Source organism: Paraglaciecola mesophila KMM 241 (genome assembly GCF_000315015.1).
Taxonomy (GTDB): Bacteria; Pseudomonadota; Gammaproteobacteria; order Enterobacterales; family Alteromonadaceae; genus Paraglaciecola; species Paraglaciecola mesophila.
Map to the genome: position 1 here is coordinate 91,182 of NZ_BAEP01000040.1, position 21,604 is coordinate 112,785.

The window sequence follows — 21,604 nt, forward strand, 5'->3', positions numbered from 1 at the left end:
AGCTTAACCTTGTATCGCTCCCATCATGTTCCACATGGGTGTAAAGATGCCTAAGGCCAGTACCAGCACCATAGCGGCAACGACCATGATAAGAATAGGCTCGATTTTAGAGGTCAGGCTCTTCAAATCATAATCCACTTCACGCTCGTAAAACTCGGCGGCTTCGCCGAGCAGTTCATCTACTCGGCCTGTTTCTTCACCTACATTGATCATCTGTAGCACCAAAGGAGTAAACATTTTACTTGAGCTTGCTACCCGTGAAAGGCTTTCACCTTTTTCGATGTTTTTGCGCATTTTCACGATCCTATCAGCCATGAAAGCATTACTGACCGCATCTGCAACTAAATTTAGGGCAGTGGTTAATGGAACGCCGGAGCGCAACATCATAGAAAAGCTGCGGGCAAAACGACTAAGTAAAGTGCGCTCGAATATGCCCCCGACAATAGGTAAACGCAGCTTGGCTCGGTCCCAGTTATAGCGCCCTTTGGGCGTATTGATGTACCTAGAAACCAAATATATTGCCACGATAATGCCTATCAACATATGCGGCCACTTTGTAATGAAAAAATCTGAGGTGGATAATAATACGCGGGTCATTAATGGCAGCTCAGCACCAAAGCTAGAGAACATATTGGCGAAGACTGGTATCACAAATATATTCATAATAATTAGAGCGGCGACGACAGCCAAAATAACAAATGTTGGGTAACGAGTAGCCGCTTTGATTTGTTTTCTGGTTTCTTGTTCGCGCTCCATATAGTCTGACAATTGCAAGAAGGCTTCATCCAGCCTACCGGTATTTTCCCCAACGTGCACGATGCTAACAAATAACTGACCGAAAACTTTGTTATGCCGATGCAGGGCTGAAGATAGCGTGCGTCCTCGCTCTAACTGGTCACACACATCGTTCAAAATTTTTGTCATGCGTTCACTGTTCGAGGTCTCTGCCAAGCCCTTCACTGAGCGAATGATCGGTATGCCAGATTTGGTCAGCGAATACATTTGGCGCGAGAAAATAACCAAATCCTCAAGTTTAATGTTCGGAGTGAATATGGATAAATCCAGAGACACGTTAGCAGAATCACTTACTTCTTTTATTTCAATTGGAGTGAATTTTCGGCCAAGTAAAATTTGCGCCACACTGGAGGCATCACTCGCTTCTAGGCTGCCTGAGGCGAGTTCACCGCTGGCGTTACGGGCTTTGTAGGTGAAATTAGCCATTATTACTACCTGGGCCATTGTCGCGAGGCTCTAGCTCGAATGAAAACTCGCCACTTGATGAAGTTGGTATATTTTGCGCACGACTAGTCCCTGAAGTTGGCACAGCCCCAGACTCTGCATTACCCCCAGGCGATACGGTTTGGCTGGATTGAATGTTTGTCATTTCAAGTTCATTGTTTTCTTCTGGCTCTTCCCCTGACTCAGACTCTGTCGCGCGAGCTTGCTCATCAGCCACCATTTCAATCAGTTTCAATACTTCATCAACTGTGGTGATGCCCATTTTGGCATACGTTAATGCGACTTTTGCTAAAGGCACGAAGCCAGGGCTGTGAAGTGCAGCTTGGCCAAACTGAACGGAGTCATTCGTTTTCAATGCATTCATCATGCTCTCTGTCATTTCTAATAACTCGAACACACCTACTCGACCACGATAGCCTGTATTGTTGCAGGTTTGACAGCCACGGCCGCGGCGGAACGTCACGTTGGCCACTTGAGAGTCGATACTTTTCAACCACAATGATTCTTCACGTGTGGGTTGATATGCCTCACTGCAGCTTTCACAGACTTTACGCACCAAGCGCTGGGCGATAACAGCGCGTAAAGAACTCGCCACTAAATACCCTGGGGCCCCCATATCGAGCAAACGTACCGCACTGCTGATAGCATCATTAGTATGCAAAGTTGATAACACTAAGTGACCCGTTAAAGCGCCTCGAAGACCAATTTCCGCCGTTTCTTGGTCTCGCATTTCCCCCACCATGATGATGTCAGGATCTTGCCTTAGCGTTGTGCGTAAAACATTGGAGAAATTCAAGCCAATCTTACTATTGGTCTGCACTTGGTTGATGCGTGGTAAGCGGTACTCGACTGGGTCTTCGACTGTAATAATTTTAGCAGAAGGCTGATTTAACTCACTTAACGCGCCGTAAAGGGTGGTTGTTTTACCAGAGCCTGTGGGTCCGGTAACCAAAATCATACCGTGGGGGCGTTTCAATAGTACACGAAAGCGTTTTAGTAAGGCCGCTGGCATACCAGTTTGCTCGAGAGACAGTACACCAGCTGACTGGTCGAGCAATCGCATCACCACTGATTCACCATTTTGTACCGGCATAGTAGAGACCCGCACATCGATGGAGTGGCCCTTGATACGCATATTCGTCCGCCCATCCTGTGGAAGGCGTTTCTCCGAAATATCCAGCCCAGACATCAGCTTTAACCTTAAAACTAAAGCTGAGGCTATGTTCTTTTCCTTGATAATGTTTTCTTGCAGCACGCCATCAACCCTTAAGCGAATACGTAACATCTCGCTGTCTGGCTCGATATGGATATCTGACGCTTTGGTTTGTAGTGCATCTTCAAAAATCGATTGCAATAAACGGGCTACGGCAGTGTCTTGCTCATTGTCAACGCCTGTATCGAAATCAAACTCTGCATCATCTTGGTATTCTTCCGCTAACTCTTGGGCGAAAGAAGCAATATCTTCCGTTCTACGGTAAAAACGATCGTACGCTTGGAACAATTGCGCGTCACTAACAACAGCGACTTTAACGGGTTTAGGTAGCACGCCAGATAAAATATCAAGCGCGGCCAAATCAGCAGGATCGCTCATGCCGACCAGTAGATGATCGCCCTTATCGTCAAGCACCAACGCTCTGTAACGTCGCGCCTGAACCTCTGGTAGCAGCAACACCGCTTCTACCGACACACGATATTGAGTTACATCGATTAGTGGCACACCCAAATGCTGAGACAAAAAGGTAAGAAGCTGATGCTCGGTCATAAAGCCAAGTTCAATCAGCATGTAACCTAACTTACGGCCACTTTGCTTTTGTGCAGAAAGGGTCTGCATCAATTGTTCTTCGCTAATAATCCCTTCTTGTACAAGAAGATCCCCTAAGCGAATTTTGGCTTTAGGCTTCATTCTATTCCAACCAATTCTTTCAATCGTTGACGTACAAACGTAATCACTTGCGGTGACAACTGTTGCTCGTCGTCTGCTTTTTGATAACTGATTAACGCTTGTTTATTTTCACCTGCGCTGTCCTGGGCGATGCCTAATCCTAACCACCACTTAGCCTTGAGTGGTTCAGCATTGACGAGTCTTTGATAATCTTGTTGTGCTTGAGCATAGTGTTCAGTCTGTTGTGCTAGCGCTCCCCGGTATGCATAGTAATCACTGTGCAGTACCAAAGAAGGCGAGACTTCCAACAATAGGGTTAACGCTTTAGCTTGTTGGTTTTGTTGAGCAAGTAATCTGGCGAGCATTAAGCGTAAATCGTGAAGCTCGGGTGAGTCTGCTAACCCTTCGTTGAGCAAGGCTTGTGCTTCTAGCATACGATTTTCAGCAAACAACAAGGACGCCAACTTCTTGCGAATGCGCAGGTTATCTGGCTCTTGGCTTAGCAACTGTTGCAACCCTTCAATGGCGATCAATGTTTTGCCGTCTCGCAAAGCTTGATTAATAGATTGTTTTAATCCCGCTTGCGCATTTTGAGTTCGATTGGCTTTCTTACTAAATGACGCTTTGGGCGGTATCACTTTTTCTGCTGCAACGTAGGGTGTTCTCATGTCACTTTGAGGATCGACAGCGGCTGGACCAACTTCCACTGATTCAACATTTTGCAACTGTGCAACTTGCGTCTCTGGCTTCTTGTCAATTTCAGTTACCGCTTGCACCTGTGAATTTGTTTCTGGCTGCTTTTGACTACTTGTAGAAAAATCTACGTTTGCCTTATCTGGCGGTTCAAGCCAAGTCATGTCGCCTTTTGCCTGCGTGTCAGGCTCATTAGGCTCAACTACAGCCATATCCCTTAATGCAGGATTAATCATGTTACTGGACGTGTCCTCACTAGATACATCATCTGTCGCTGCAGGCCACATAAATGTCACTGCGGCGAAGAGCAACGCAATCACCATCAATAAAATCAACCATGCCAATCTTGTTGTACTGCGCTGTGGTGGCTGATAGTCCGCACTAACTGCATCAGGTGCAGTCTGCCTAGTCTCAAGATCTTGCAGCATTTTGTTCACCACACTCATAAGGTAAACCTCTGATATGCGATATAACCAGCCAGTGCAATGCAGATAGCAAGTAATGTCACCACGAATACTCTACCCATACCGAAGCCCATTTTATAAGCTGCTTCCGTGTCTGCTATGGCTAATTTCACGTGCTTGATTTCCACTTGTTGTTTGCCTTCACCATACGCCAACATCAACGCTTTGTGGCATAGCACATTCACGATCCGCGGAGTGCCTTTACTGGCTTTAAACAATAGTTTGCACGCTCGGTTAGAGAAAATATCTCCTCCTCTATATCCGGCAACAGACATGCGATGACGCACATACTGGAACAGCTGGTCAGCATTCATGAGCTTAAGCGCATAGGAAAAAGTGACCCTCTGTTTTAATTGACGCAACTCAGGTAGGGCAAGTTTGTCGTCTAGCTCTGGTTGACCAAACAGCACTACCTGCAATAATTTTCGCGACTCAGTTTCTAAATTAGTGATTAAACGCAGTGCTTCAATACTTTCTACCGGCAATGCTTGAGCCTCATCAATAATAAGGACGACTCCGCGATTCTGTTGGTTAATTTCAATCAGTCGACGTTGGATACGCTGAGTAAACTCTTGTTGATCAGCGTTTTCGCTTAATGTCACGTTAAGTTCAGCGGCTACAGAGCGGCGCAATTCACTTGGCGTTAAATAAGGGTTCGGAATATATGCCGCGACGAAGTGTTCTGGAAGTTCGTTAAGTAACTTGCGACAGATCAACGTCTTACCCGTCCCCACTTCGCCGGTCACTTTGATAAACCCCTCACCTGTTTTAATAGCAGTGAGAAGCACCTCAATTGCTTCTTTGTGACTTGGCAAGCCAAAGAAATAGCTGGTATTAGGGGTTAAGGTAAAAGGCAATTCCTTTATACCGTAGTGGTATAAATACATACAGTTAATCCACGTGCAGCCAGTCAGCCATTTGATTACGGCTGCGGATTAACTGCTGGCGCCACGTGTCTGCACCTACCACAGTGGGTCGAAGTAAGATAACCAGTTCTTTCTTGGTTTCTGTTTCTTGGCGGTTCTTAAATAAATTACCCAGTAGCGGAATATCACCTAATAATGGCGTTTTTGACTCTGTTTCAGAAATAATTGACTGCATGAGCCCGCCGATAACCACTATTTCACCTGAGCGAGCATGAATAATTGTGTCTGATTCACGGATGTTGCTTGCAGCAAGAGGCAGTACGAACTGCTCTTCGTTTAAGGTTACAACCTTCTCCTGTTCTTCGGTTTCAATCACAGATGGGTGCACGTGCAATAGCACCCCACCTTGTGCATCAATTTGCGGGGTTACGTCTAACGCGATACCGGAAAAGAAGGGTGTCAGTTCAATATTGGGTGTGGTGGAACTCGTCGCGGCGGTCACTGTACTTTGACTGGATACGTCCGTCACAAAGTACTCGTCATCACCCACTTTAATGACCGCTTTTTGATTGTTGATCGCCGTGACTCTCGGGCTAGACAAAACCTGCACATTGCCTTGGGTTTGTAATAAGTTCAACACGCCGCTGAAGTCTTTATTAACGAACGATAAACTTGTAATACCCCCCAACGACGCTGAAATAGCATCCCCTAAGCTGCCTGCAGTGCTGGAAAATTGAAAGTCAGTACTGCCACTATTGGCTAACACTTCTGTCCAGTTAATACCTTGCTGATAACCATCGCTTAATGACACCTCGAGAATGCGTGCCTCTAAAATAACTTGGCGCTGTACATGTTCTTCTGATATTGCCAAAAACTCTTTAACAGAGCGTATTTCATTAGGCATTGCGCGCACAGTCACTAACCCAGCTTGGGGCATCACCATCACGCTACGACCTTCTTCTGCGCCAATCATGACCTGCAATGAAGCCAGTAAATCCTTCCAAAAATCGGTTTCAGTACTGGTGGAAATACTGGTGCCATTCCCATTATTTCCTGAATTTAAGTTATTTGAGCTACCGGAAGAGGAATTACCGCTAAAGCTGTTTTGCGAGCTACCTGAGCTACTACTGCTGCTGTCCTGCGCTTGTGATACACCACCAGAGGTAATACTGGTTTGCGTCGCCCCGTCTCGTTTCATCAACAGATAATTCACGGCAAACGTTTCTGTACGCATGCCAGAGGGATAAATGCGGTAAATATTTTGTCTGCGCTGCACATCGTAACCATATATTTCAGTGACGATATCGAAGATCTGCTCTAACGTGACCTGCTTCAAATTCAAGGTAATCAAACCCGACACAGATGGATGAATAGCCACGCTGAAGGGCGTATCTTCAACGATACCAGCGAAAAAACTCACCGCATCGATTTGCTGAGCATTAATATCAAATTTGGGTTCACCAAAGAGCGCTTTGTCAGCTTGTTCAGATTTGGGCATTAACGTTTGATGAACGGCATCAGGTAAATCAGGTACACCTTGCTTTTTAGGACTAACTGTCTTTTCAGTGTCAGCAATTGCGGCGTCCAGCGATTTTTCATAATGCGTAGTATCATGCTTTGCCTGACAAGCGACTAAAACCAGCAGAAATCCGCTTAGCGTAATGAGCTTAAAATCCATCATTTGCATCTTTTATAAATTGAGAGTGATTGACATAAAGTTCTTGCGAACCTTTGGCGCCGCGCAATATAACTAGACCTTTACGGATCGAGATGAGTGTTTTTCCTGCCACGTCCTGCCCTTCTTTAACATTCATACCATTAATAATGGCGTGCTTGTGATCACCATTAATAAATATGGCGCTGAGTATCAATGTATCGGCTATTTCCCCTCTAGCTGAAGTGCTGGGAACGGCATCAAATGGGCGGGTTGGATCTGCTAAAACCTGACCGGTCGCGACACTCGTAAAAGCCAATGTCATAGCAAAAACAGCCAGCATAGTTTTTATGTTTCTATGCACATCAGACTCCTATAAACGCTTTGCTGGTACTTAAAGTATACAGCTCAACTTCAACCGAGGCGTCCGGATAGCCAGTGACCACGTAATTAAAGCGTTTCCAATAAAACTGCCACCTAAGATTTTCAATGCGCGTTAAATAACGTTGAATATCAAAGTAACTGCCCTTTAATGACAAAAGCACACCGTGGCGGTACAAGTTAATATCTAGTAATTCGTTAGCAATGATTTCAGTGTCACTGTCTTTTGCACCTATGTTAAGCACGGGCGTTGGGGGGATTGACTGCATGCTGATTAACGTAACGCCCTTACTTTCCGCCAACACTTTTTCCAGTAGTAACGGCATTTGCTTAGGCGGCACTAAATTGACCGTTTCTTGTTGTAAGTTTGTGTCTAAATCAAGGCTTCTTTGCTTAAGTTTATCTAGCGACGCCACCAACTGCTCATTGGGGTCATTATTAAACGCATACTCACTGACCTCGATTTGTGCTTCAACGCTGCGCACTTGATTACGCACAGAAGCGATATTCTGCTCATCCCGGGTGACCGCTTCATTCATCGGCTCGATGAATAACAGGTAACCAACCATACCAATGACAACCACACCACTGAGTAGAATCAGTAGTTGTTCGCGTTGAGTAATGGCGAGAAACTGAGCGAAAAGTTTATCGTACCTTTCCTTCACTTCTTAGCTCCTTGATTCATGACTGCTCGGCGCATAACCACTTGGCTCATGGCTGTTCCTCCGCTTGTAAGTCACTTATTGCTTTGGTGCCAAGGGTAAACATCAACTGTTGATTTGGGTCGCGATACAGCTTAGTAGTAGAGAATTCTTGGCCCCTTAGGCGCTCTGTTAAGCTCAATTGCGTCATCCATTGAGGGATAAGCGATGAATCGGTTGCCCCTCCTTCCAACATAACTTGATTCTCATCTAATTGAATTCGGGTTAACCATAGCCCGTCTAAGTGATGCTCTGCTAGCCCCGACATCAAACCTGCAAAACCATTCGATTTAAACTGCTCTTGCCCAGATAACTCATCAATTACACGCTGCTTTAAACTCACTTCTAGCTGCTTACTCTCAATTGCCGCAAGCAATTTAGGATCTTTCGTGCGACTCGCTAATGTTTCGTTTAGCTCAACGAGTCGGTCCTCGACCTGCTGCTTTTGCACTTCAATCGCCATTAAGTCTGCTTTTACGCTTTGTCCATGACTATAGTCATAATAGTAAACCAGCCCAACAATCGTGAATAAAATTGCCCATATAGTCAGTACGAACGACAGCGTCAACACTTCTAACTTAGGGTGTAATTCGGGTAAATAGAGATTGATACGAGACTTCATTGTGCAGCCTCTGTATCCAATCTAACATCTGACAACGCAGCACCTAAGCTTGCTAAACTGACCGTTTTATCTGGCTGGGGTGAAGCCAAAGGCAGTGCCATGACGGTCACAGGCATAAAAGTCAGCTCTTGAATGATATTCGCCAGCTCTTGTTGGATAGTTGAATTGAGGTGAACGACAATCTTGCGTACGGGTGCTTGGCGCAGTTGACTCTCGAAATAGTCCATGGAGCGCTGAATTTCAACACTCAAGGTATCTCCCATCCCCATCTGAAACTCCTCTAACGAGAAGCTAGCCAAGTTTTCATAGCCTTTTAAACGCCGTGAGAAGAATAACTTGCCTTGTTTAATAATATTTAAATTTATCTGGCCGCCATTCTCTTGGAATAAAGTCAGAACAGCATCATCATCCGTTGGCAGAAGCTCGCTGGTTGCCAACTCTTCTATGGTAATGGTATTGAGTTTTAACTCTGCTCGGGTAATACCTTTGATTATCCCGTTAATGTGGGTGCGGCTAATGGCGACCACATTAACCTTTTCTTTACCGCCAATCACGGCTGGGTGGTCGTAGTAATCAAAGACATGCTCATCTGTACTGGTGAGCTGTTCTTTAATTTGCCATTTGAGAGCGGAAGCAATTTCTTGCTCTTCCACTTCAGGCCTATCTATTTGAAAATGCTGATATTTATTTAACCCCAATGCAATATAACAAGGGGTGCGTGCTAGATTATTGTTCGCTACGTATTCTTGCAAATGTTTCGCCCAATCTTGCATAGGCAAAGTATGTTGATCTACCCATTGGTAGACCCCAGATTTTTTTTGGATGACATTAAGGTGCAATTCAGCATCACCCATCTCAATTCCAATCGAGTGAAATTTTGATGGTTTGCTAAAGTATTGCTTTATAAACTCGCGCCAGCTAATTCGCATTGTTTAATTCATATCTTGTTACATTGCTCTGCTATTACAGCAAAATTTAGGATAAAGCACCAGCAATATAAACCGCTACCTTAATCACGATTTATTAGCCATACCAATAAGTTAACTTGAGAAGTTGTAGCTTAATTTCGCATCAGTATAGGAGACAATAGCGACATTGCGAATCGTAAACAATTAGACAATCGGCTAAAAAAAAGAGGCCCGTAAGGCCCCTTTTTTTAGGTAATTAAACGTACCTAAACTTTTATCTTGCGTTAGTACTTTCGAAGATTTTATCAGCTGATTCAGCCACAAACCCAGTAAATAATTTACCGTCAGGCTTAGGATAGCGTTTAGCGAATTCGTAAAAGCAGCTAGGAATGTCTCGCTCACCGTCAGTAAATGCCACCGGATGCTTATCTGCCAGCGTCGATGATTGCTCTAGCATGACTTCAACCGAGCCTTTTATTTCGCCGCCAGCGGTATTCAATGAAAGACCAGCCGCTTTCACCGCTTGATTAATTTGTTCGATAGAATCAAATTCGCTGAGATGGTTATTGCTGACGGTGAAATGATTCGCACGGTAGCCCCACGCAGCTACCCAAGCCGCAAACTCAGATTCTTGTAATAACTGCTGATAGGTAGCGTAATCAACATCCCAATGACGCCCAGAATATAAGAAATTATCTTGCGTGACTGCATCAGCGCTCATGTTCGAAACAAGTGATCGAATAGTTTGCTGTAGTGATTCGCTGCACTGCTCAAGCAAAAGCTCTGAAATAAACACTTTGGGTAAGTCTGGATTTTCTGAGTGCTCAAAATGTTTAGCGTATAGCTTTTTGCCTACAAAATGATATTCACCACAAGCCTTGTAACCCAACGCCTCAAAATGCGCCGCCAGTGCATCAAGGCCTATCCCAGGTAAGTTGAAGGTACGTAATGCGATGTGATCGTTAATCACTTCTTGTCCTTGTGTTTGGCCAAACAAGTTATGAACGGTAACCGCTGAAGGGGTAACAGCGAGGTAACTTTCCCACAGCTTCTCAAATAATGTATTCACGTTAGTATGCATAAATAAAAACCTTTCTATTCAATATAATATCTTGCAAAGGCGGTTTAACCTTTGCGCCTAGTTTATTCGCGCTACAACCCAATGAAGCGCACATCGCTGGCATCCTTTAAGCCTAATTCAGAGGCCATCTCAGCACTAATTAACAACGTATTGTTTTCTTTTTCATACCTGATACAAGGCGAGATAGTGGCGCGAAACTGGCATACATCTGTGCTACACAGCATGTAGTTCTGAGCACCTGAATCCATCGCAGGTAACTGGCTTTCATCCATTATCACCACAGTGGCCAGCTGACTTTGTTGCACTGTACGAATGCTCTTAAGAGCCACTTCCACCGTTGGCCCCGCATCAAATAAATCCACGTAACCACGATGAAGAAAGCCTTCTTTTTGCAATAATCGAAGTGCTGGCGCCGTTTTTTCATGTACCTGACCAATCACCTTTTGCGCCTCTTCACTCAACAGCGCCACATATATTGGGTGCTTAGGCATCAATTCTGCGATGAATGACTTGTCGCCAATTCCCACGAGGTAATCAGCTGTTGGAAAGTCGATACCAAAAAAGTTTGGCTCCAACCATGCCCAAAAAGGAGAGTGCCCATTATCATCAGAAACGCCGCGCATTTCAGCGATAACTAAATCAGAAAAACGCTCCGGATGATTTGCCATAAACAAGTAGCGTACCCGAGAAAGCAATTGTCCGGCGAAACCACGACGAAACTTTTCGCGCACAAACAAGGTACAAACCTCTGACGCGCCTGTGTAGTCGTTGCACAGGTTAAGTGTCTCTACGACTTTTTTGACACCTAATCGCGGTGAATAGTGCACATGACTGGCAATATGATAATGATAAAACGGTGCATCGAGCCCAACAGCGGCTTCAATGCCGGTAACGCCAATAATCTCTTTGCTTTGAGTATCCTCGAGTACGAACAGATAGTTTTGTTGGCCAGGGGAAGTCACTTGCTCAGCAAAGCTTTTTTGAGCACGCGAAATCTTGCTAAGTAGTAGCTCATCGTTATCAGGCAATGAGGTAAAGCCGTGACCAGACTCAACAGCAATTTGCTTTAACGCCGCAAAATCTGCGGCGCATATAGGGCGAATAACCAGCATGCTAGTTAGCCTTTAACTACTTGAGCAACGGCCAATTCAAAACGCTGTAAGCCTAATTCAATGTCTTGCTCTGGGATCACTAAAGAGGGAGTGAAACGCACCACGTCAGCTCCTGCTATTAGGCACATTAAGCCATGTTCTGCAGCAGCGACTAAAAATGCTTTTGCTTGGCCCTTATATTTTTCGTTTAATGCGGCGCCGAGTAACAACCCTTTGCCACGTATTTCAGCGAAAGCGTGATATTTGTCGTTGATACGCTGTAAGCCTTCGCGAAACAACGCTTCACGCTTAACCACGCCCTGCAAAACGTCGTCATTACTAACCACGTCTAATACCGCTTCTGCGACAGCGCATGCCAGTGGATTACCACCATAAGTTGAGCCGTGCGTGCCAATTTTCAAATGCTTGGCAATCTCGGTCGTGGTGAGCATAGCGCCAATAGGAAAGCCGCCACCAAGGGCTTTCGCCGTGGTTAGAATGTCTGGTGTTACCCCTAAGTTTTGATAAGCGTACATTGCCCCCGTACGACCAACACCCGTTTGCACCTCATCAAAAATCATCAGAGCATTGTGCTTATCGCACAGCGCCCTAACGCCTTTTATAAAATCAGCGTTAGGTGAAATAATACCGCCTTCTCCTTGCAGCGGCTCTAGCATTACAGCGCAAGTTTTATCAGACATAAGGGCCTCTAAACCGGCCAAATCGTTGTAATCTGCATGTGCAATATCGCCTGGCTTAGGGCCAAATCCATCACTGTAAGCGGCTTGCCCGCCCACAGTCACAGTGAAGAACGTACGTCCATGAAAGCTCTTGTTGAACGAAATAATTTGTGACTTTTGAGCCCCATACACATCTAACGCCCAGCGACGAGCGAGTTTCAATGCTGCTTCGTTAGCTTCTGCGCCTGAATTGGCAAAATACACTTTTTCAGCGAATGTTAATTGCGTGAGTTTCTGGGCTAGGCGCAACGCCGGCTCGTTGGTCATCACGTTAGAAAGGTGCCACAATTTTTGCCCTTGCTCTGTTAAAGCTTGCACTAAAGCTGGGTGACAGTGCCCCAAACAATTCACCGCAATGCCACCAGCAAAGTCGATAAACTCTTTGTCATTTTGGTCCCACACGCGAGAGCCTTTACCGCGCACTGGAATAATCGCAGAGGGCGCATAGTTAGGGACCATGACGTCATCGAATAATTCTCTGGTTACTTGCATTGTTGCGCTCCTGTAAGGCTTAAAATAGTTACGTTGCTAATAAGCATGGTTAAGATAATTAACTATTATCGAGGTAAACAGATTAAAATTGCAGTAGCATTATGGTCAAAATGAACACACTATTTAGCAAATAAACCAAATAAAGTATCAAAATGATAACTAAGCAAGAACAACAACTGTTATCCATCTTGCGCTCCAACGCCAGAGCCAGCATTTCGGATTTAGCGCGAGTGCTAAATCTATCTCGCTCCACGGTTCAAAATAGAATGACCAAACTTGAACAGTCCGGCGTCATTAAAGGCTATGCGGTGCAATACGGCAGCGAATACCAAGACAACCTGGTGTCCTCTCATGTATCCATCAAAGTACGCCAAAAACTCACCGCCAAAACCAACGCAGAACTACGCCAAGTCAGTGAGGTCAGTGAGCTGTACGCCATTAGTGGTGAATATGACCTCATCGCTATCGTGCAGGCTGAATCGCTGGAACAACTGAGTCATATTTTGGATAACATTGGAAATCTTGAAGGAGTGGAGCGAACTAATTCGTCGGTTATTTTAGAAACTAAATTTAAGCGTTAGTTTCAGTGATAATTTGAGCGCTAAGTTCTATTAAGCGTAAACTCAGCAGCTTAGTGGGCTCGCTCGATATAAATAACCTAATTAATTATCCATTGTGATTGGCAAGTTCAAAACTATTCTCTTGAATATCGTCAGGCGTAATATTTTTAACCAACTGAAGAAAGCTCATAGTAGCAATATTTGCCATGTGTTGAATCGAGTCGTTCCACACTTTGCCGTGGCCAACGAACATGGTCATGCCTTCCATGGATGAAGAAATAAATAAGGCCACCTTTTGCACCTGCTCAAAGTCCAGTCTCGGGTTCAGCCGCATAATGCTATCCTCAAGCGGTACGCGCACACGGGCGTATATTTCGTCCATTAACTTATCTGCATACTCATCATGATTAGCCAAAGCCCATAACTCAGGGTAAAACGTGGTCGTTGTGGGGTTACCCAAATCAAGCACAATAAAATTGATAATCGATTTGAGGTGCAACTCAGGATCATTGTTCGCCCCTAACCGTAATCTTTCAAATTCATCCATAAACTCATCAATACTGTGATCGAGCATATCTTTGAGCAAGTCGTTCTTGCTTGGATAGTAATATTGTAAATTTCCCACGCTGATTTGCGCGCCCACAGCAACCTTACGCATTGACAGCTTACTATAGCCTTGCTCAATCAATATGGTTTTAGCGGAATCCAGTATCAATAAAAGGGTTTCTTTACCGCGGCGAGACTCCCCTGTCCCTTTCCTAATATTTCTCATTTTATTCAATTAGTTACCTTAATCAGGTGTGCTATCCAATGCGTCTAGTTTTTTCTTAAAATCGATTATAACAGATCATTCCACAAGTCCTGCAAATGCTTGAATGAACGCTCAAAAAACACCCTCATGTAAAAAATTCGTAAAAAAGGCTTGGATCAATTGTACAAGTGTACTAGTTTAGTACGCACGTACTATTTAGCGCATTAATTGTTCAATGCTAAGTCGAATGATAAGGCCAAGTCAGCACTGGCTTTTTCGGCTCGTTTATTCCTTCCACCGAGCGCAATGAAATGTACAGCGCCGAAACCTATTACTCACGCGGGACTCGCGGAGTGCGCACGGATGTTTTGTCTGTTTGGGATAACGCCACTCTTAGCGTTAAAAAAGAAATTGAATTACCTCATAAAAAACGCGCACAAACAGTGTCAGAGAAAAACGCCACACAGCTAATTGATAACGACAAGTACATGCTTGTTTTCAATTTTACCCCCGCTACCTCGGTTTCCGTCATCGATATGCTTGAACACAAGGTTCTCAACGATGTGGATATCCCAGGTTGTAGTTTAATTTACCCTTCGGGGAAACGCGGCTTTAGTACCTTATGTGCCGACGGTTCAATGCTGAGCATTCAGTTAGATGAGCAAGGCAAGGTTGTCAGTGAAACCCGCGTACCGTCTTTTTTCAATGTGGATGAGGATCCCCTGTTTGAGAAATACGCTCGCATCAATAATGTCGGCTACTTCCCGACATTCCATGGCTACATGCAACCCGTTGATTTAAGCGGCCCAGTGGCTAAACCTCAAGAAAAATGGGATCTGCTAAGTGCCAGTGAGCGGGAGCAAAACTGGCGCCCAGGTGGCTGGCAAATCATTTCTGGCCACCCAGATGGGCGGGTCTTTGTTTTAATGCACAAAGACGGTGTGAATGGTAGCCACAAAGACGGCGGCACAGAAGTGTGGGTATATGACACCAAGCAGCATAAAAAGATCAAAACCATCCCTCTTGAATCCCACGGCATTTCGCTTGAAGTCACCAAGGGTGATGAGCCTCTTCTAGCCGTCACCAATGCGAAAATGATGATCGACGTATACAACCCCAAGAGTGCCAAGTTAGAGCGCACCTTGTCTATTGGCGGTGATAACGCCAACCCCTTCACGCTAATAGCAGTGGAGTAACCTTATGTTAATCAACCTATTACTCGGCTTACTTAGCGTATTTTGGATAGCTTGCGCCGTCCATAAACTGGCAGATTTAAACAGCTTCACTCACAACCTAAAACAATACCAATGGGTACCACCCATTCAACGCGACATACTAGTAATAGGCCTGATTTTAGCCGAAGCGCTAAGCGCCATCTTACTGCTACTGCCTGCTATGCAGCTATTCGGGCTAATACTCGCTTGCGGGTTACTACTGGCCTATAGCGGGCTTATCGCCCTGAATATTTACTCTGGTAATCAAGATTTTGATTGCGGGTGCCTATTTGGTAGTCAAGAACAACGCCTGAGTGTCAGCCTTTTATGGCGAAACGCAGGTATTTTATTGCTGCATTTGGTCGCGTTTTTTGCTCTGCAAACCGCCACATCTCGCACGTCAGATGTACTCATTAGCTTATTGTTCGGCGCTGTAGCACTGCTTGTTGGAGTTATTGCTCAGCAACTATTTCGTAACCAATCTCACATCAACGCTCTAAAGAGGTAACTCACTATGTCAAACCTATTTCTATTTACATTCGCCCTCTTGTGGGTACTGGTTATTGCACTTGGTGTTGTGGTTTACGCCCTAGCACGTCAAGTGGGTGTGCTGTATGAACGTGTAGCGCCAGCAGGTGCATTAGCCATGAATCAGCAATTAAAAGCCGGCGATAAAGCCCCTGAAATTTCAGTGAAAACCATCACCAATCAGAAATTGTTTATCGGCAAGCCGACCAAGAAGAGCACCTTACTGTTCTTTTTATCCCCGGATTGCCCAGTATGTAAAGAGTACCTACCTGTCATTACCTCCCTATCCCATGCCGAACGTTCGCATTTAGACGTGGTATTTGTAAGCGATGGAGATGAACCAGATCATCAGGCTTTTATTAAACAGAAAAAACTCGAAAACTTCCCTTATGTGCTCTCAGAAGAAGTGGGCAAAAAATACGGTGTGAGCCGCTTACCTTACGCCACCCTTATCGACAAGAGCGGCATTATCTCTTCAATGGGCTTGGTCAATTCTCGCGAACACATCGAAAGTCTGCTCAATGCCCAAGACCTCAATGTTGCATCGATTCAAGAGTTCCTAGAGAAACAAGGAAACAACGAACGCACCCTTTATAAACAGGCTTAACGAGAGAGACTCTATTATGAAATGGTTTGATAAATTCTTTGAAAACAAAACCCGTAATATCGCCCGTACCAGCTCAAGACGCAGCTTTTTATCCAATTTAGGCAAAGCTGTTGTGGGTGTTTCTGTCATACCTGCTTTGCCTGTAGCTAAAGCCGCCAGTGGTGGAGCCCCAGCGGGTGCTCACTATCCGGGGGTTTCCCCGCAAACAAGTGGTAGCGATGGGGACCCAGGCGACCCAACTACCTGCGAGTACTGGCGCTACTGTGGTATCGACGGCTTTTTATGTTCTTGCTGTGGCGGCTCTCAATCAGCCTGTCCGCCGGGCACTGAAATGTCACCCATAACGTGGATAGGCACCTGTCTTAACCCGGCGGACAACAAGCACTACATCATTTCTTATAACGATTGCTGTGGTAAGGCCGCATGTGGACGTTGCTTCTGTAACCGCAATGAAGATGACACCCCTATGTATCGCGCGTTTTCAAACAACGACACTAACTGGTGTGTGGGCGCATCGAGCGAAACCTATGTTTGCTCAACAGCGGTCATCCTCGGCACATCTATCGAATCATAGCTGGGAGTATTCCTATGCCTAATCGTTTTCGAGTCAGGTCATTAGCCACTCTGGGGATTGCTTTACTGATGTGGCTGCCCTTGGCGAGCCACGCCAATGACGCCCAGACCAAGATGAAATACACCTTGTTTTGCAGTGGTTGCCATACCGCGGATGGCCGCGGAAGTGGCGACCCTCGCATCCCTGACATGCGCAACTACGTGGGCTATTTTGCCGCCGTTGAAGGTGGCCGTGAATTTTTGATTCAAGTACCTGGCGTGTCAACCGCGCCTTTAAAAAGTAAGGAGTTAGCTCAAATCGTCAACTGGATGCTGCGCACCTTTAGTGCAGATCAACTACCAGATGACTTCAAACCGTTTGATGAACAAGAGGTGGAGCGATTGCGGCAGTACGTTCTACGTAGCGAATTGGGAGACACGCGCAAAGCGCTGGTTACCCGAATAGAAGAGTACAAAAAAAATAATTAAACACACTGGATTCGCAACTAGGAGACACCATGAAAACACTAAACTATTCGAGCATATCCACCGCGGTCACGCTTGGCCTCGCCAGTATAAGTGGCTTGGCCAGTATTAGCGCCCACGCTGATGTATTAGAAGTCATAGAGGTGACCGCACAAAAACGTACCCAAAGCGTTCAGGAAGTGGGCATTTCAATCACCGCTTTCAGTGGCGAACAACTCGATGCTCTTGGCTACGACAACGCCCAAGAAGTCACCGCCATGGCGCCAGGGGTCACGGCCATTCAGCCCAATGGCCCGTCTGCGTTTTATATCAATATTCGTGGCGTAGCGCAGAACGACTTTTCTGGTGATCATCAAGAATCCCCTGTGGCAGTATACTTAGATGAGGCGTACATCAGCGCGTCATCTGGTGCTGGCTTTCAACTGTTTGACATCGAACGGGTAGAAATACTCAAAGGGCCGCAAGGCACACTATTTGGCAGAAATGCGACGGGGGGCTTGGTACATTACATTTCACGCAAGCCCACCGACACCTTCGAGGGATATGGTAAGGTTACCTTAGGCAGCTATAACCAAATCCTGACAGAAGGCGCTATAGGCGGCGCACTCACCGACACCCTCTTCTCTCGCTTCTCATTCACCACCAATAATCACGACCCCTACATCAACAATACTTTAGGTAAAGATCTCAACAATGGCGACGACTGGGCAGCCCGTTTGCAATTTTTGCTTGAAGTCACAGACGACGTGGAATGGCTGATCAGCGCCAGAAGCGGTAAGCAAGACATAGACAGCGGATTTTTCGAGCACTCAAGCGCGCGCTTAAATCCTGAAACCGGCTTGGGGGAACATTTTGACGGCCCCAATTTAACGACATCAGCGTATCAAGAGCCTGATAATGGCGTGTACACTGGCTCCTATGACAGGATCGGCTTTAACAAAGTCGAAAGCCAAGGCGTCACCAGTAATTTACAATGGGATTTTGGTGATATTCTGCTGACGTCGATCACCGATGTGTGGAGTCTAGAGAAAGACTACATCGAAGACTCAGACGCCTCGCCACAAGACTACTACAACTTCTTTTTACAATCGGATGTTGACCAATTCTCTCAAGAGCTACGCCTTAACGGCCAAAGTGACAATAGTCGCTGGGTTGCTGGGCTGTACTATTTAGACATCGACGGCACGTTCGCCAATGGCGGAGAAGTGCGCGGCTTTGTTGACCAGCTTGCAGGCGCTGGAGCAGGTACCGGCCCTGAAACAGGCGGGCCCGTCACAATTTGGACCCCTTTTGACACCACCACCGAGACTTACTCTGTTTTCGCCCAGTTAGAATACGATCTAAATGAGCAATGGACCGTTATTGGCGGCTTGCGCTGGGCTAACGAAGAAAAGTCCATCGACTACTCGCAAAATTATGTGGAAATTGCCAATGGCAGTAACCCATCTGCTGCCAATATCGTCAACCCAGATCCATTGGGCTTTGGCGGCCCGCTCTTTGTATTTAATGATGAAACCTTCGATTTTGCCAGCCTAGATGATGATTACTTAACCGCCAAAGCGGAAGTAGATTACAGCCCCAGTAAAGGCACATTATTCTACCTAAGCTACAACCGCGGCATTAAAAGCGGCGGCTACAATGCTCCGCTCGATATCACTGACTTTCTTGATGGTAATCCTGAAACCGGTGGCCCAGAAGAAATGCAATTTGGCAAAGAAACCTTACATGCCTACGAGTTTGGTGTGAAACATCAGCTCAATTCCACCACTCGGGTCAATGGCGCTGTTTATTACTATGACTACGACGACTATCAAGCCTTTCGCTTAGAAGGCTTAACCACGTTCGTTTTCAACACTGACGCCAGCGTCAGCGGTGCCGAGCTTGAGATCACGTCAAACCCAATAGACAACCTAGACTTGCTACTTGGCGTTAGCTACGTCGACAACAACGTGGAAGATGCCTATCAGCTCCCTAACGGTGATCTAGTCGACCGCCGCGCGGTGGTTACCCCACAGTGGAATATTAACGGTTTAGCCCGCTACGGTTGGCAACTAGCGGACGGCGAGCTAGCAGCGCAAATAGATTTTGTTTACATGAGCGATCACTACTTTCAATTGAAAAATTCACCCGTGGGCGAACAAAGTGGCTACGCCCTATTTAATGCTCGGGTGTCGTACACCTCTGATGATGGCAAATGGGAATTTGCTGGCTTTGTAGACAATCTGCTTGATAAAGAATATCGCGTAATGGCCTTCGATCTCGCAGGCGGGCCTGAAGCTGGTGGGTTCGGCATGGTTGAGAATTACTACGGCAAACCCAGATGGTGGGGGCTCAGTGCTACCTACAATTTTGAATAAAAACACAATAGATTAGGAACATTTTATGGCGCTTACACAAAGCTATATATGTGGCAAGGCTGATGCTCAGCTTATTTACCAAACCATTGGTGATTACTTTGATTACATTAGCCAAAAACATGCAGACAGCGAGGCCTTGGTGGTTGCCCACCAAGACATTCGCTGGACATACGCCACCCTCAAACAAAAAGTCGATGAATTGGCCACTGGCTTACTCGCCCTTGGCATAACGTCTGGTGATCGTGTGGGCATCTGGGGGCCCAATTCTTATGAATGGACGGTCACCCAGTTTGCCACCGCAAAAATTGGTGCGATCATGGTGTGCCTCAACCCTGCTTATCGCCTTCGTGAATTAGAGTACGCGCTAAACAAGGTGGAGTGTAAAGCCATTGTCTGCGCAGAACAGTTCAAAACCAGCAGCTACCCGAAAATGTTACAGCAGCTCATACCTGAACTGGCGCACTGTGAGCCGGGGAAAATTGAAAGCTCCGTTACGCCCCATTTACGCAGTATTATAAAAATGGGCAACAGCACTGTACCTGGTATGCTCAATTATGAGCGCGTGACCCAAATGGGCGGTGATGCTGAGCGAAATCAAATGGCAACTATTACCAGTCAATTACTGCCGGACGATCCCATCAACATTCAATTTACCAGTGGCACTACCGGGCAGCCTAAGGGTGCCACTTTAACCCACTGTAATATTCTCAATAATGGCTTTTTAGCCGGTGAAGGCATGCGCCTTAGCCCCAGTGACCGAGTGTGTATACCGGTTCCCCTGTATCATTGTTTTGGCATGGTATTGGGTAATTTATCTTGTATCGCCCATGGTGCCACCATGATTTACCCCAACGATGCGTTCGATGCGTTGACCACTTTGCAAGTGGTTGAAAAGGAACGCTGTACTGCATTACACGGTGTGCCCACCATGTTTATTTCAGAGCTCGATCATGCAGATTTTAAGCAATTTGATTTATCTAGCTTACGCACCGGCATTATGGCGGGGTCATTGTGCCCTGCTGAAGTTATGAAGCGGGTGATCAATGAAATGCACATGGAACATGTGCTCATCGGCTATGGGCAAACTGAACTTAGCCCACTGAATCATTTAACCCTGCCAGAAGACCCATTACAAAAACGCGTAGAAACCGTAGGCCGTGTGATGTCTCGCATCGAGGTTAAACTTGTGGATGAATACAACCGGGTAATTCCTATTGGTGAGCGCGGCGAAGTATGTACACGCGGATATTCTGTGATGCGTGGTTACTGGAACGACCCAATTCGCACAGCTGAAACCATAGATGCAGGCGGTTGGCTGCACTCAGGTGATATTGGCATCATGGATGAAGATGGCTACGTAACCATAGTCGGTCGCAGTAAAGACATGATTATTCGCGGCGGAGAGAACATTTACCCCAAAGAAATAGAAGAGTTCTTATACACCCACCCAGCCGTGCAAGACATACAAGTATTCGGCATCGCCCACACAGACTTTGGTGAAGAGGTATGTGCTTGGATCTGCTTAAAACCTGGCAGCAGCGCTTGTGCCACTGAAATCACTGATTTCTGCAAGAACCAAATTGCCCACTTTAAAATCCCCAAGCACATACGGTTTGTCGAAGAGTTTCCATTAACGGTGACCGGCAAGGTGCAAAAATTCAAAATGCGCGAAGTCATGGAGCTCGAAATTTCTCAAGTTTCACCTTCTTCTTCCCCATCAAAATAGAGGATAAGA

At 45.9% G+C, this 21,604-nt stretch carries 20 protein-coding genes and 1 pseudogene; 8 read left to right on the top strand and 13 right to left on the bottom strand.

Translation table 11 applies throughout. The features are described 5' to 3' along the window. Nucleotides 1-3: 3 nt before the first annotated feature. From GMES_RS09150 to GMES_RS09205, 12 genes are all read right to left on the bottom strand, one after another. Nucleotides 4-1,221, bottom strand: coding sequence for a type II secretion system F family protein (locus tag GMES_RS09150; RefSeq protein ID WP_006992369.1), 1,218 nt, complete (start codon nucleotides 1,219-1,221; stop codon nucleotides 4-6). After that, nucleotides 1,214-3,142 (bottom strand): GspE/PulE family protein, encoded by a 1,929-nt coding sequence (locus GMES_RS09155; protein WP_006992370.1) that lies wholly within the window; start codon nucleotides 3,140-3,142, stop codon nucleotides 1,214-1,216. Before GMES_RS09155 ends, GMES_RS09150 begins: the two co-directional genes overlap by 8 nt. Continuing rightward, nucleotides 3,139-4,260: a tetratricopeptide repeat protein gene (locus tag GMES_RS09160; RefSeq protein ID WP_006992371.1), complete on the bottom strand. Its 1,122-nt coding sequence runs from the start codon at nucleotides 4,258-4,260 to the stop codon at nucleotides 3,139-3,141. Before GMES_RS09160 ends, GMES_RS09155 begins: the two co-directional genes overlap by 4 nt. Then, the gene (locus tag GMES_RS09165) at nucleotides 4,257-5,165 is read right to left on the bottom strand and encodes an ExeA family protein (protein ID WP_006992372.1); all 909 of its coding nucleotides are present in this window, start codon (nucleotides 5,163-5,165) and stop codon (nucleotides 4,257-4,259) included. Before GMES_RS09165 ends, GMES_RS09160 begins: the two co-directional genes overlap by 4 nt. 4 nt (nucleotides 5,166-5,169) lie before the next feature. Beyond that, a complete protein-coding gene (mshL, locus tag GMES_RS09170; protein ID WP_006992373.1) occupies nucleotides 5,170-6,822 on the bottom strand; it encodes a pilus (MSHA type) biogenesis protein MshL in 1,653 nt (550 codons plus the stop codon). Further along, nucleotides 6,812-7,162, bottom strand: coding sequence for a hypothetical protein (locus GMES_RS09175; protein WP_006992374.1), 351 nt, complete (start codon nucleotides 7,160-7,162; stop codon nucleotides 6,812-6,814). The genes mshL and GMES_RS09175 overlap by 11 nt, the downstream gene beginning before the upstream one ends. 1 nt (nucleotide 7,163) lies before the next feature. After that, complete coding sequence (gene gspM / locus GMES_RS09180) at nucleotides 7,164-7,844, bottom strand: type II secretion system protein M (protein ID WP_006992375.1); 681 nt, start codon at nucleotides 7,842-7,844, stop codon at nucleotides 7,164-7,166. Between the two features lie 46 nt (nucleotides 7,845-7,890). Beyond that, the gene (locus tag GMES_RS09185; RefSeq protein ID WP_006992376.1) at nucleotides 7,891-8,502 is read right to left on the bottom strand and encodes a PilN domain-containing protein; all 612 of its coding nucleotides are present in this window, start codon (nucleotides 8,500-8,502) and stop codon (nucleotides 7,891-7,893) included. Further along, a complete protein-coding gene (locus GMES_RS09190; protein WP_033185162.1) occupies nucleotides 8,499-9,431 on the bottom strand; it encodes a type IV pilus biogenesis protein PilM in 933 nt (310 codons plus the stop codon). Before GMES_RS09190 ends, GMES_RS09185 begins: the two co-directional genes overlap by 4 nt. A 253-nt stretch (nucleotides 9,432-9,684) precedes the next feature. After that, entirely contained in the window at nucleotides 9,685-10,491 is an 807-nt protein-coding gene (locus GMES_RS09195) for a DUF1338 domain-containing protein (RefSeq protein ID WP_006992378.1), read from the bottom strand. Between the two features lie 71 nt (nucleotides 10,492-10,562). Continuing rightward, on the bottom strand, nucleotides 10,563-11,603 hold the full coding sequence (astA, locus tag GMES_RS09200; protein ID WP_006992380.1) for an arginine N-succinyltransferase: 1,041 nt from the start codon (nucleotides 11,601-11,603) through the stop codon (nucleotides 10,563-10,565). Nucleotides 11,604-11,608: 5 nt separating this feature from the next. After that, nucleotides 11,609-12,814: an aspartate aminotransferase family protein gene (locus GMES_RS09205; RefSeq protein ID WP_006992381.1), complete on the bottom strand. Its 1,206-nt coding sequence runs from the start codon at nucleotides 12,812-12,814 to the stop codon at nucleotides 11,609-11,611. Nucleotides 12,815-12,966: 152 nt separating this feature from the next. Here GMES_RS09205 and GMES_RS09210 point away from each other — a divergent pair, with 152 nt between their 5' ends. After that, on the top strand, nucleotides 12,967-13,395 hold the full coding sequence (locus GMES_RS09210; RefSeq protein ID WP_006992382.1) for an Lrp/AsnC family transcriptional regulator: 429 nt from the start codon (nucleotides 12,967-12,969) through the stop codon (nucleotides 13,393-13,395). An 85-nt stretch (nucleotides 13,396-13,480) separates the two neighbouring features. Here GMES_RS09210 and GMES_RS09215 read toward each other — a convergent pair whose 3' ends face one another. Continuing rightward, entirely contained in the window at nucleotides 13,481-14,155 is a 675-nt protein-coding gene (locus tag GMES_RS09215; RefSeq protein ID WP_006992383.1) for a TetR/AcrR family transcriptional regulator, read from the bottom strand. Between the two features lie 239 nt (nucleotides 14,156-14,394). Here GMES_RS09215 and GMES_RS09220 point away from each other — a divergent pair. The 7 genes and pseudogenes from GMES_RS09220 to GMES_RS09250 form a co-directional block, all read left to right on the top strand. After that, nucleotides 14,395-15,321: pseudogene (locus tag GMES_RS09220) on the top strand (amine dehydrogenase large subunit); the annotation flags it as partial. Between the two features lie 4 nt (nucleotides 15,322-15,325). Then, nucleotides 15,326-15,847 (top strand): MauE/DoxX family redox-associated membrane protein, encoded by a 522-nt coding sequence (locus GMES_RS09225; protein ID WP_006992385.1) that lies wholly within the window; start codon nucleotides 15,326-15,328, stop codon nucleotides 15,845-15,847. Nucleotides 15,848-15,853: 6 nt separating this feature from the next. Beyond that, the gene (locus GMES_RS09230; RefSeq protein WP_006992386.1) at nucleotides 15,854-16,474 is read left to right on the top strand and encodes a redoxin family protein; all 621 of its coding nucleotides are present in this window, start codon (nucleotides 15,854-15,856) and stop codon (nucleotides 16,472-16,474) included. Nucleotides 16,475-16,490: 16 nt separating this feature from the next. Further along, a complete protein-coding gene (locus GMES_RS09235) occupies nucleotides 16,491-17,048 on the top strand; it encodes a methylamine dehydrogenase light chain (protein WP_006992387.1) in 558 nt (185 codons plus the stop codon). 68 nt (nucleotides 17,049-17,116) lie between these two features. Then, entirely contained in the window at nucleotides 17,117-17,515 is a 399-nt protein-coding gene (locus tag GMES_RS09240) for a c-type cytochrome (protein WP_006992388.1), read from the top strand. A gap of 29 nt (nucleotides 17,516-17,544) precedes the next feature. Then, complete coding sequence (locus GMES_RS09245; protein WP_006992389.1) at nucleotides 17,545-19,869, top strand: TonB-dependent receptor; 2,325 nt, start codon at nucleotides 17,545-17,547, stop codon at nucleotides 19,867-19,869. Between the two features lie 25 nt (nucleotides 19,870-19,894). Further along, on the top strand, nucleotides 19,895-21,595 hold the full coding sequence (locus GMES_RS09250) for an AMP-binding protein (RefSeq protein WP_006992390.1): 1,701 nt from the start codon (nucleotides 19,895-19,897) through the stop codon (nucleotides 21,593-21,595). Nucleotides 21,596-21,604: the final 9 nt, after the last annotated feature.

Coding starts and splice junctions, on each gene's coding strand:
- mshL (WP_006992373.1), bottom strand. CDS start 6,822: ATGGATTTTAAGCTCATTACGCTAAGCGGATTTCTGCTGGTTTTAGTC.
- GMES_RS09250 (WP_006992390.1), top strand. CDS start 19,895: ATGGCGCTTACACAAAGCTATATATGTGGCAAGGCTGATGCTCAGCTT.
- GMES_RS09235 (WP_006992387.1), top strand. CDS start 16,491: ATGAAATGGTTTGATAAATTCTTTGAAAACAAAACCCGTAATATCGCC.
- GMES_RS09240 (WP_006992388.1), top strand. CDS start 17,117: ATGTGGCTGCCCTTGGCGAGCCACGCCAATGACGCCCAGACCAAGATG.
- GMES_RS09160 (WP_006992371.1), bottom strand. CDS start 4,260: ATGAGTGTGGTGAACAAAATGCTGCAAGATCTTGAGACTAGGCAGACT.
- GMES_RS09190 (WP_033185162.1), bottom strand. CDS start 9,431: ATGCGAATTAGCTGGCGCGAGTTTATAAAGCAATACTTTAGCAAACCA.
- GMES_RS09230 (WP_006992386.1), top strand. CDS start 15,854: ATGTCAAACCTATTTCTATTTACATTCGCCCTCTTGTGGGTACTGGTT.
- GMES_RS09155 (WP_006992370.1), bottom strand. CDS start 3,142: ATGAAGCCTAAAGCCAAAATTCGCTTAGGGGATCTTCTTGTACAAGAA.
- GMES_RS09205 (WP_006992381.1), bottom strand. CDS start 12,814: ATGCAAGTAACCAGAGAATTATTCGATGACGTCATGGTCCCTAACTAT.
- GMES_RS09210 (WP_006992382.1), top strand. CDS start 12,967: ATGATAACTAAGCAAGAACAACAACTGTTATCCATCTTGCGCTCCAAC.
- GMES_RS09195 (WP_006992378.1), bottom strand. CDS start 10,491: ATGCATACTAACGTGAATACATTATTTGAGAAGCTGTGGGAAAGTTAC.
- GMES_RS09225 (WP_006992385.1), top strand. CDS start 15,326: ATGTTAATCAACCTATTACTCGGCTTACTTAGCGTATTTTGGATAGCT.
- astA (WP_006992380.1), bottom strand. CDS start 11,603: ATGCTGGTTATTCGCCCTATATGCGCCGCAGATTTTGCGGCGTTAAAG.
- GMES_RS09150 (WP_006992369.1), bottom strand. CDS start 1,221: ATGGCTAATTTCACCTACAAAGCCCGTAACGCCAGCGGTGAACTCGCC.
- GMES_RS09185 (WP_006992376.1), bottom strand. CDS start 8,502: ATGAAGTCTCGTATCAATCTCTATTTACCCGAATTACACCCTAAGTTA.
- GMES_RS09245 (WP_006992389.1), top strand. CDS start 17,545: ATGAAAACACTAAACTATTCGAGCATATCCACCGCGGTCACGCTTGGC.
- GMES_RS09165 (WP_006992372.1), bottom strand. CDS start 5,165: ATGTATTTATACCACTACGGTATAAAGGAATTGCCTTTTACCTTAACC.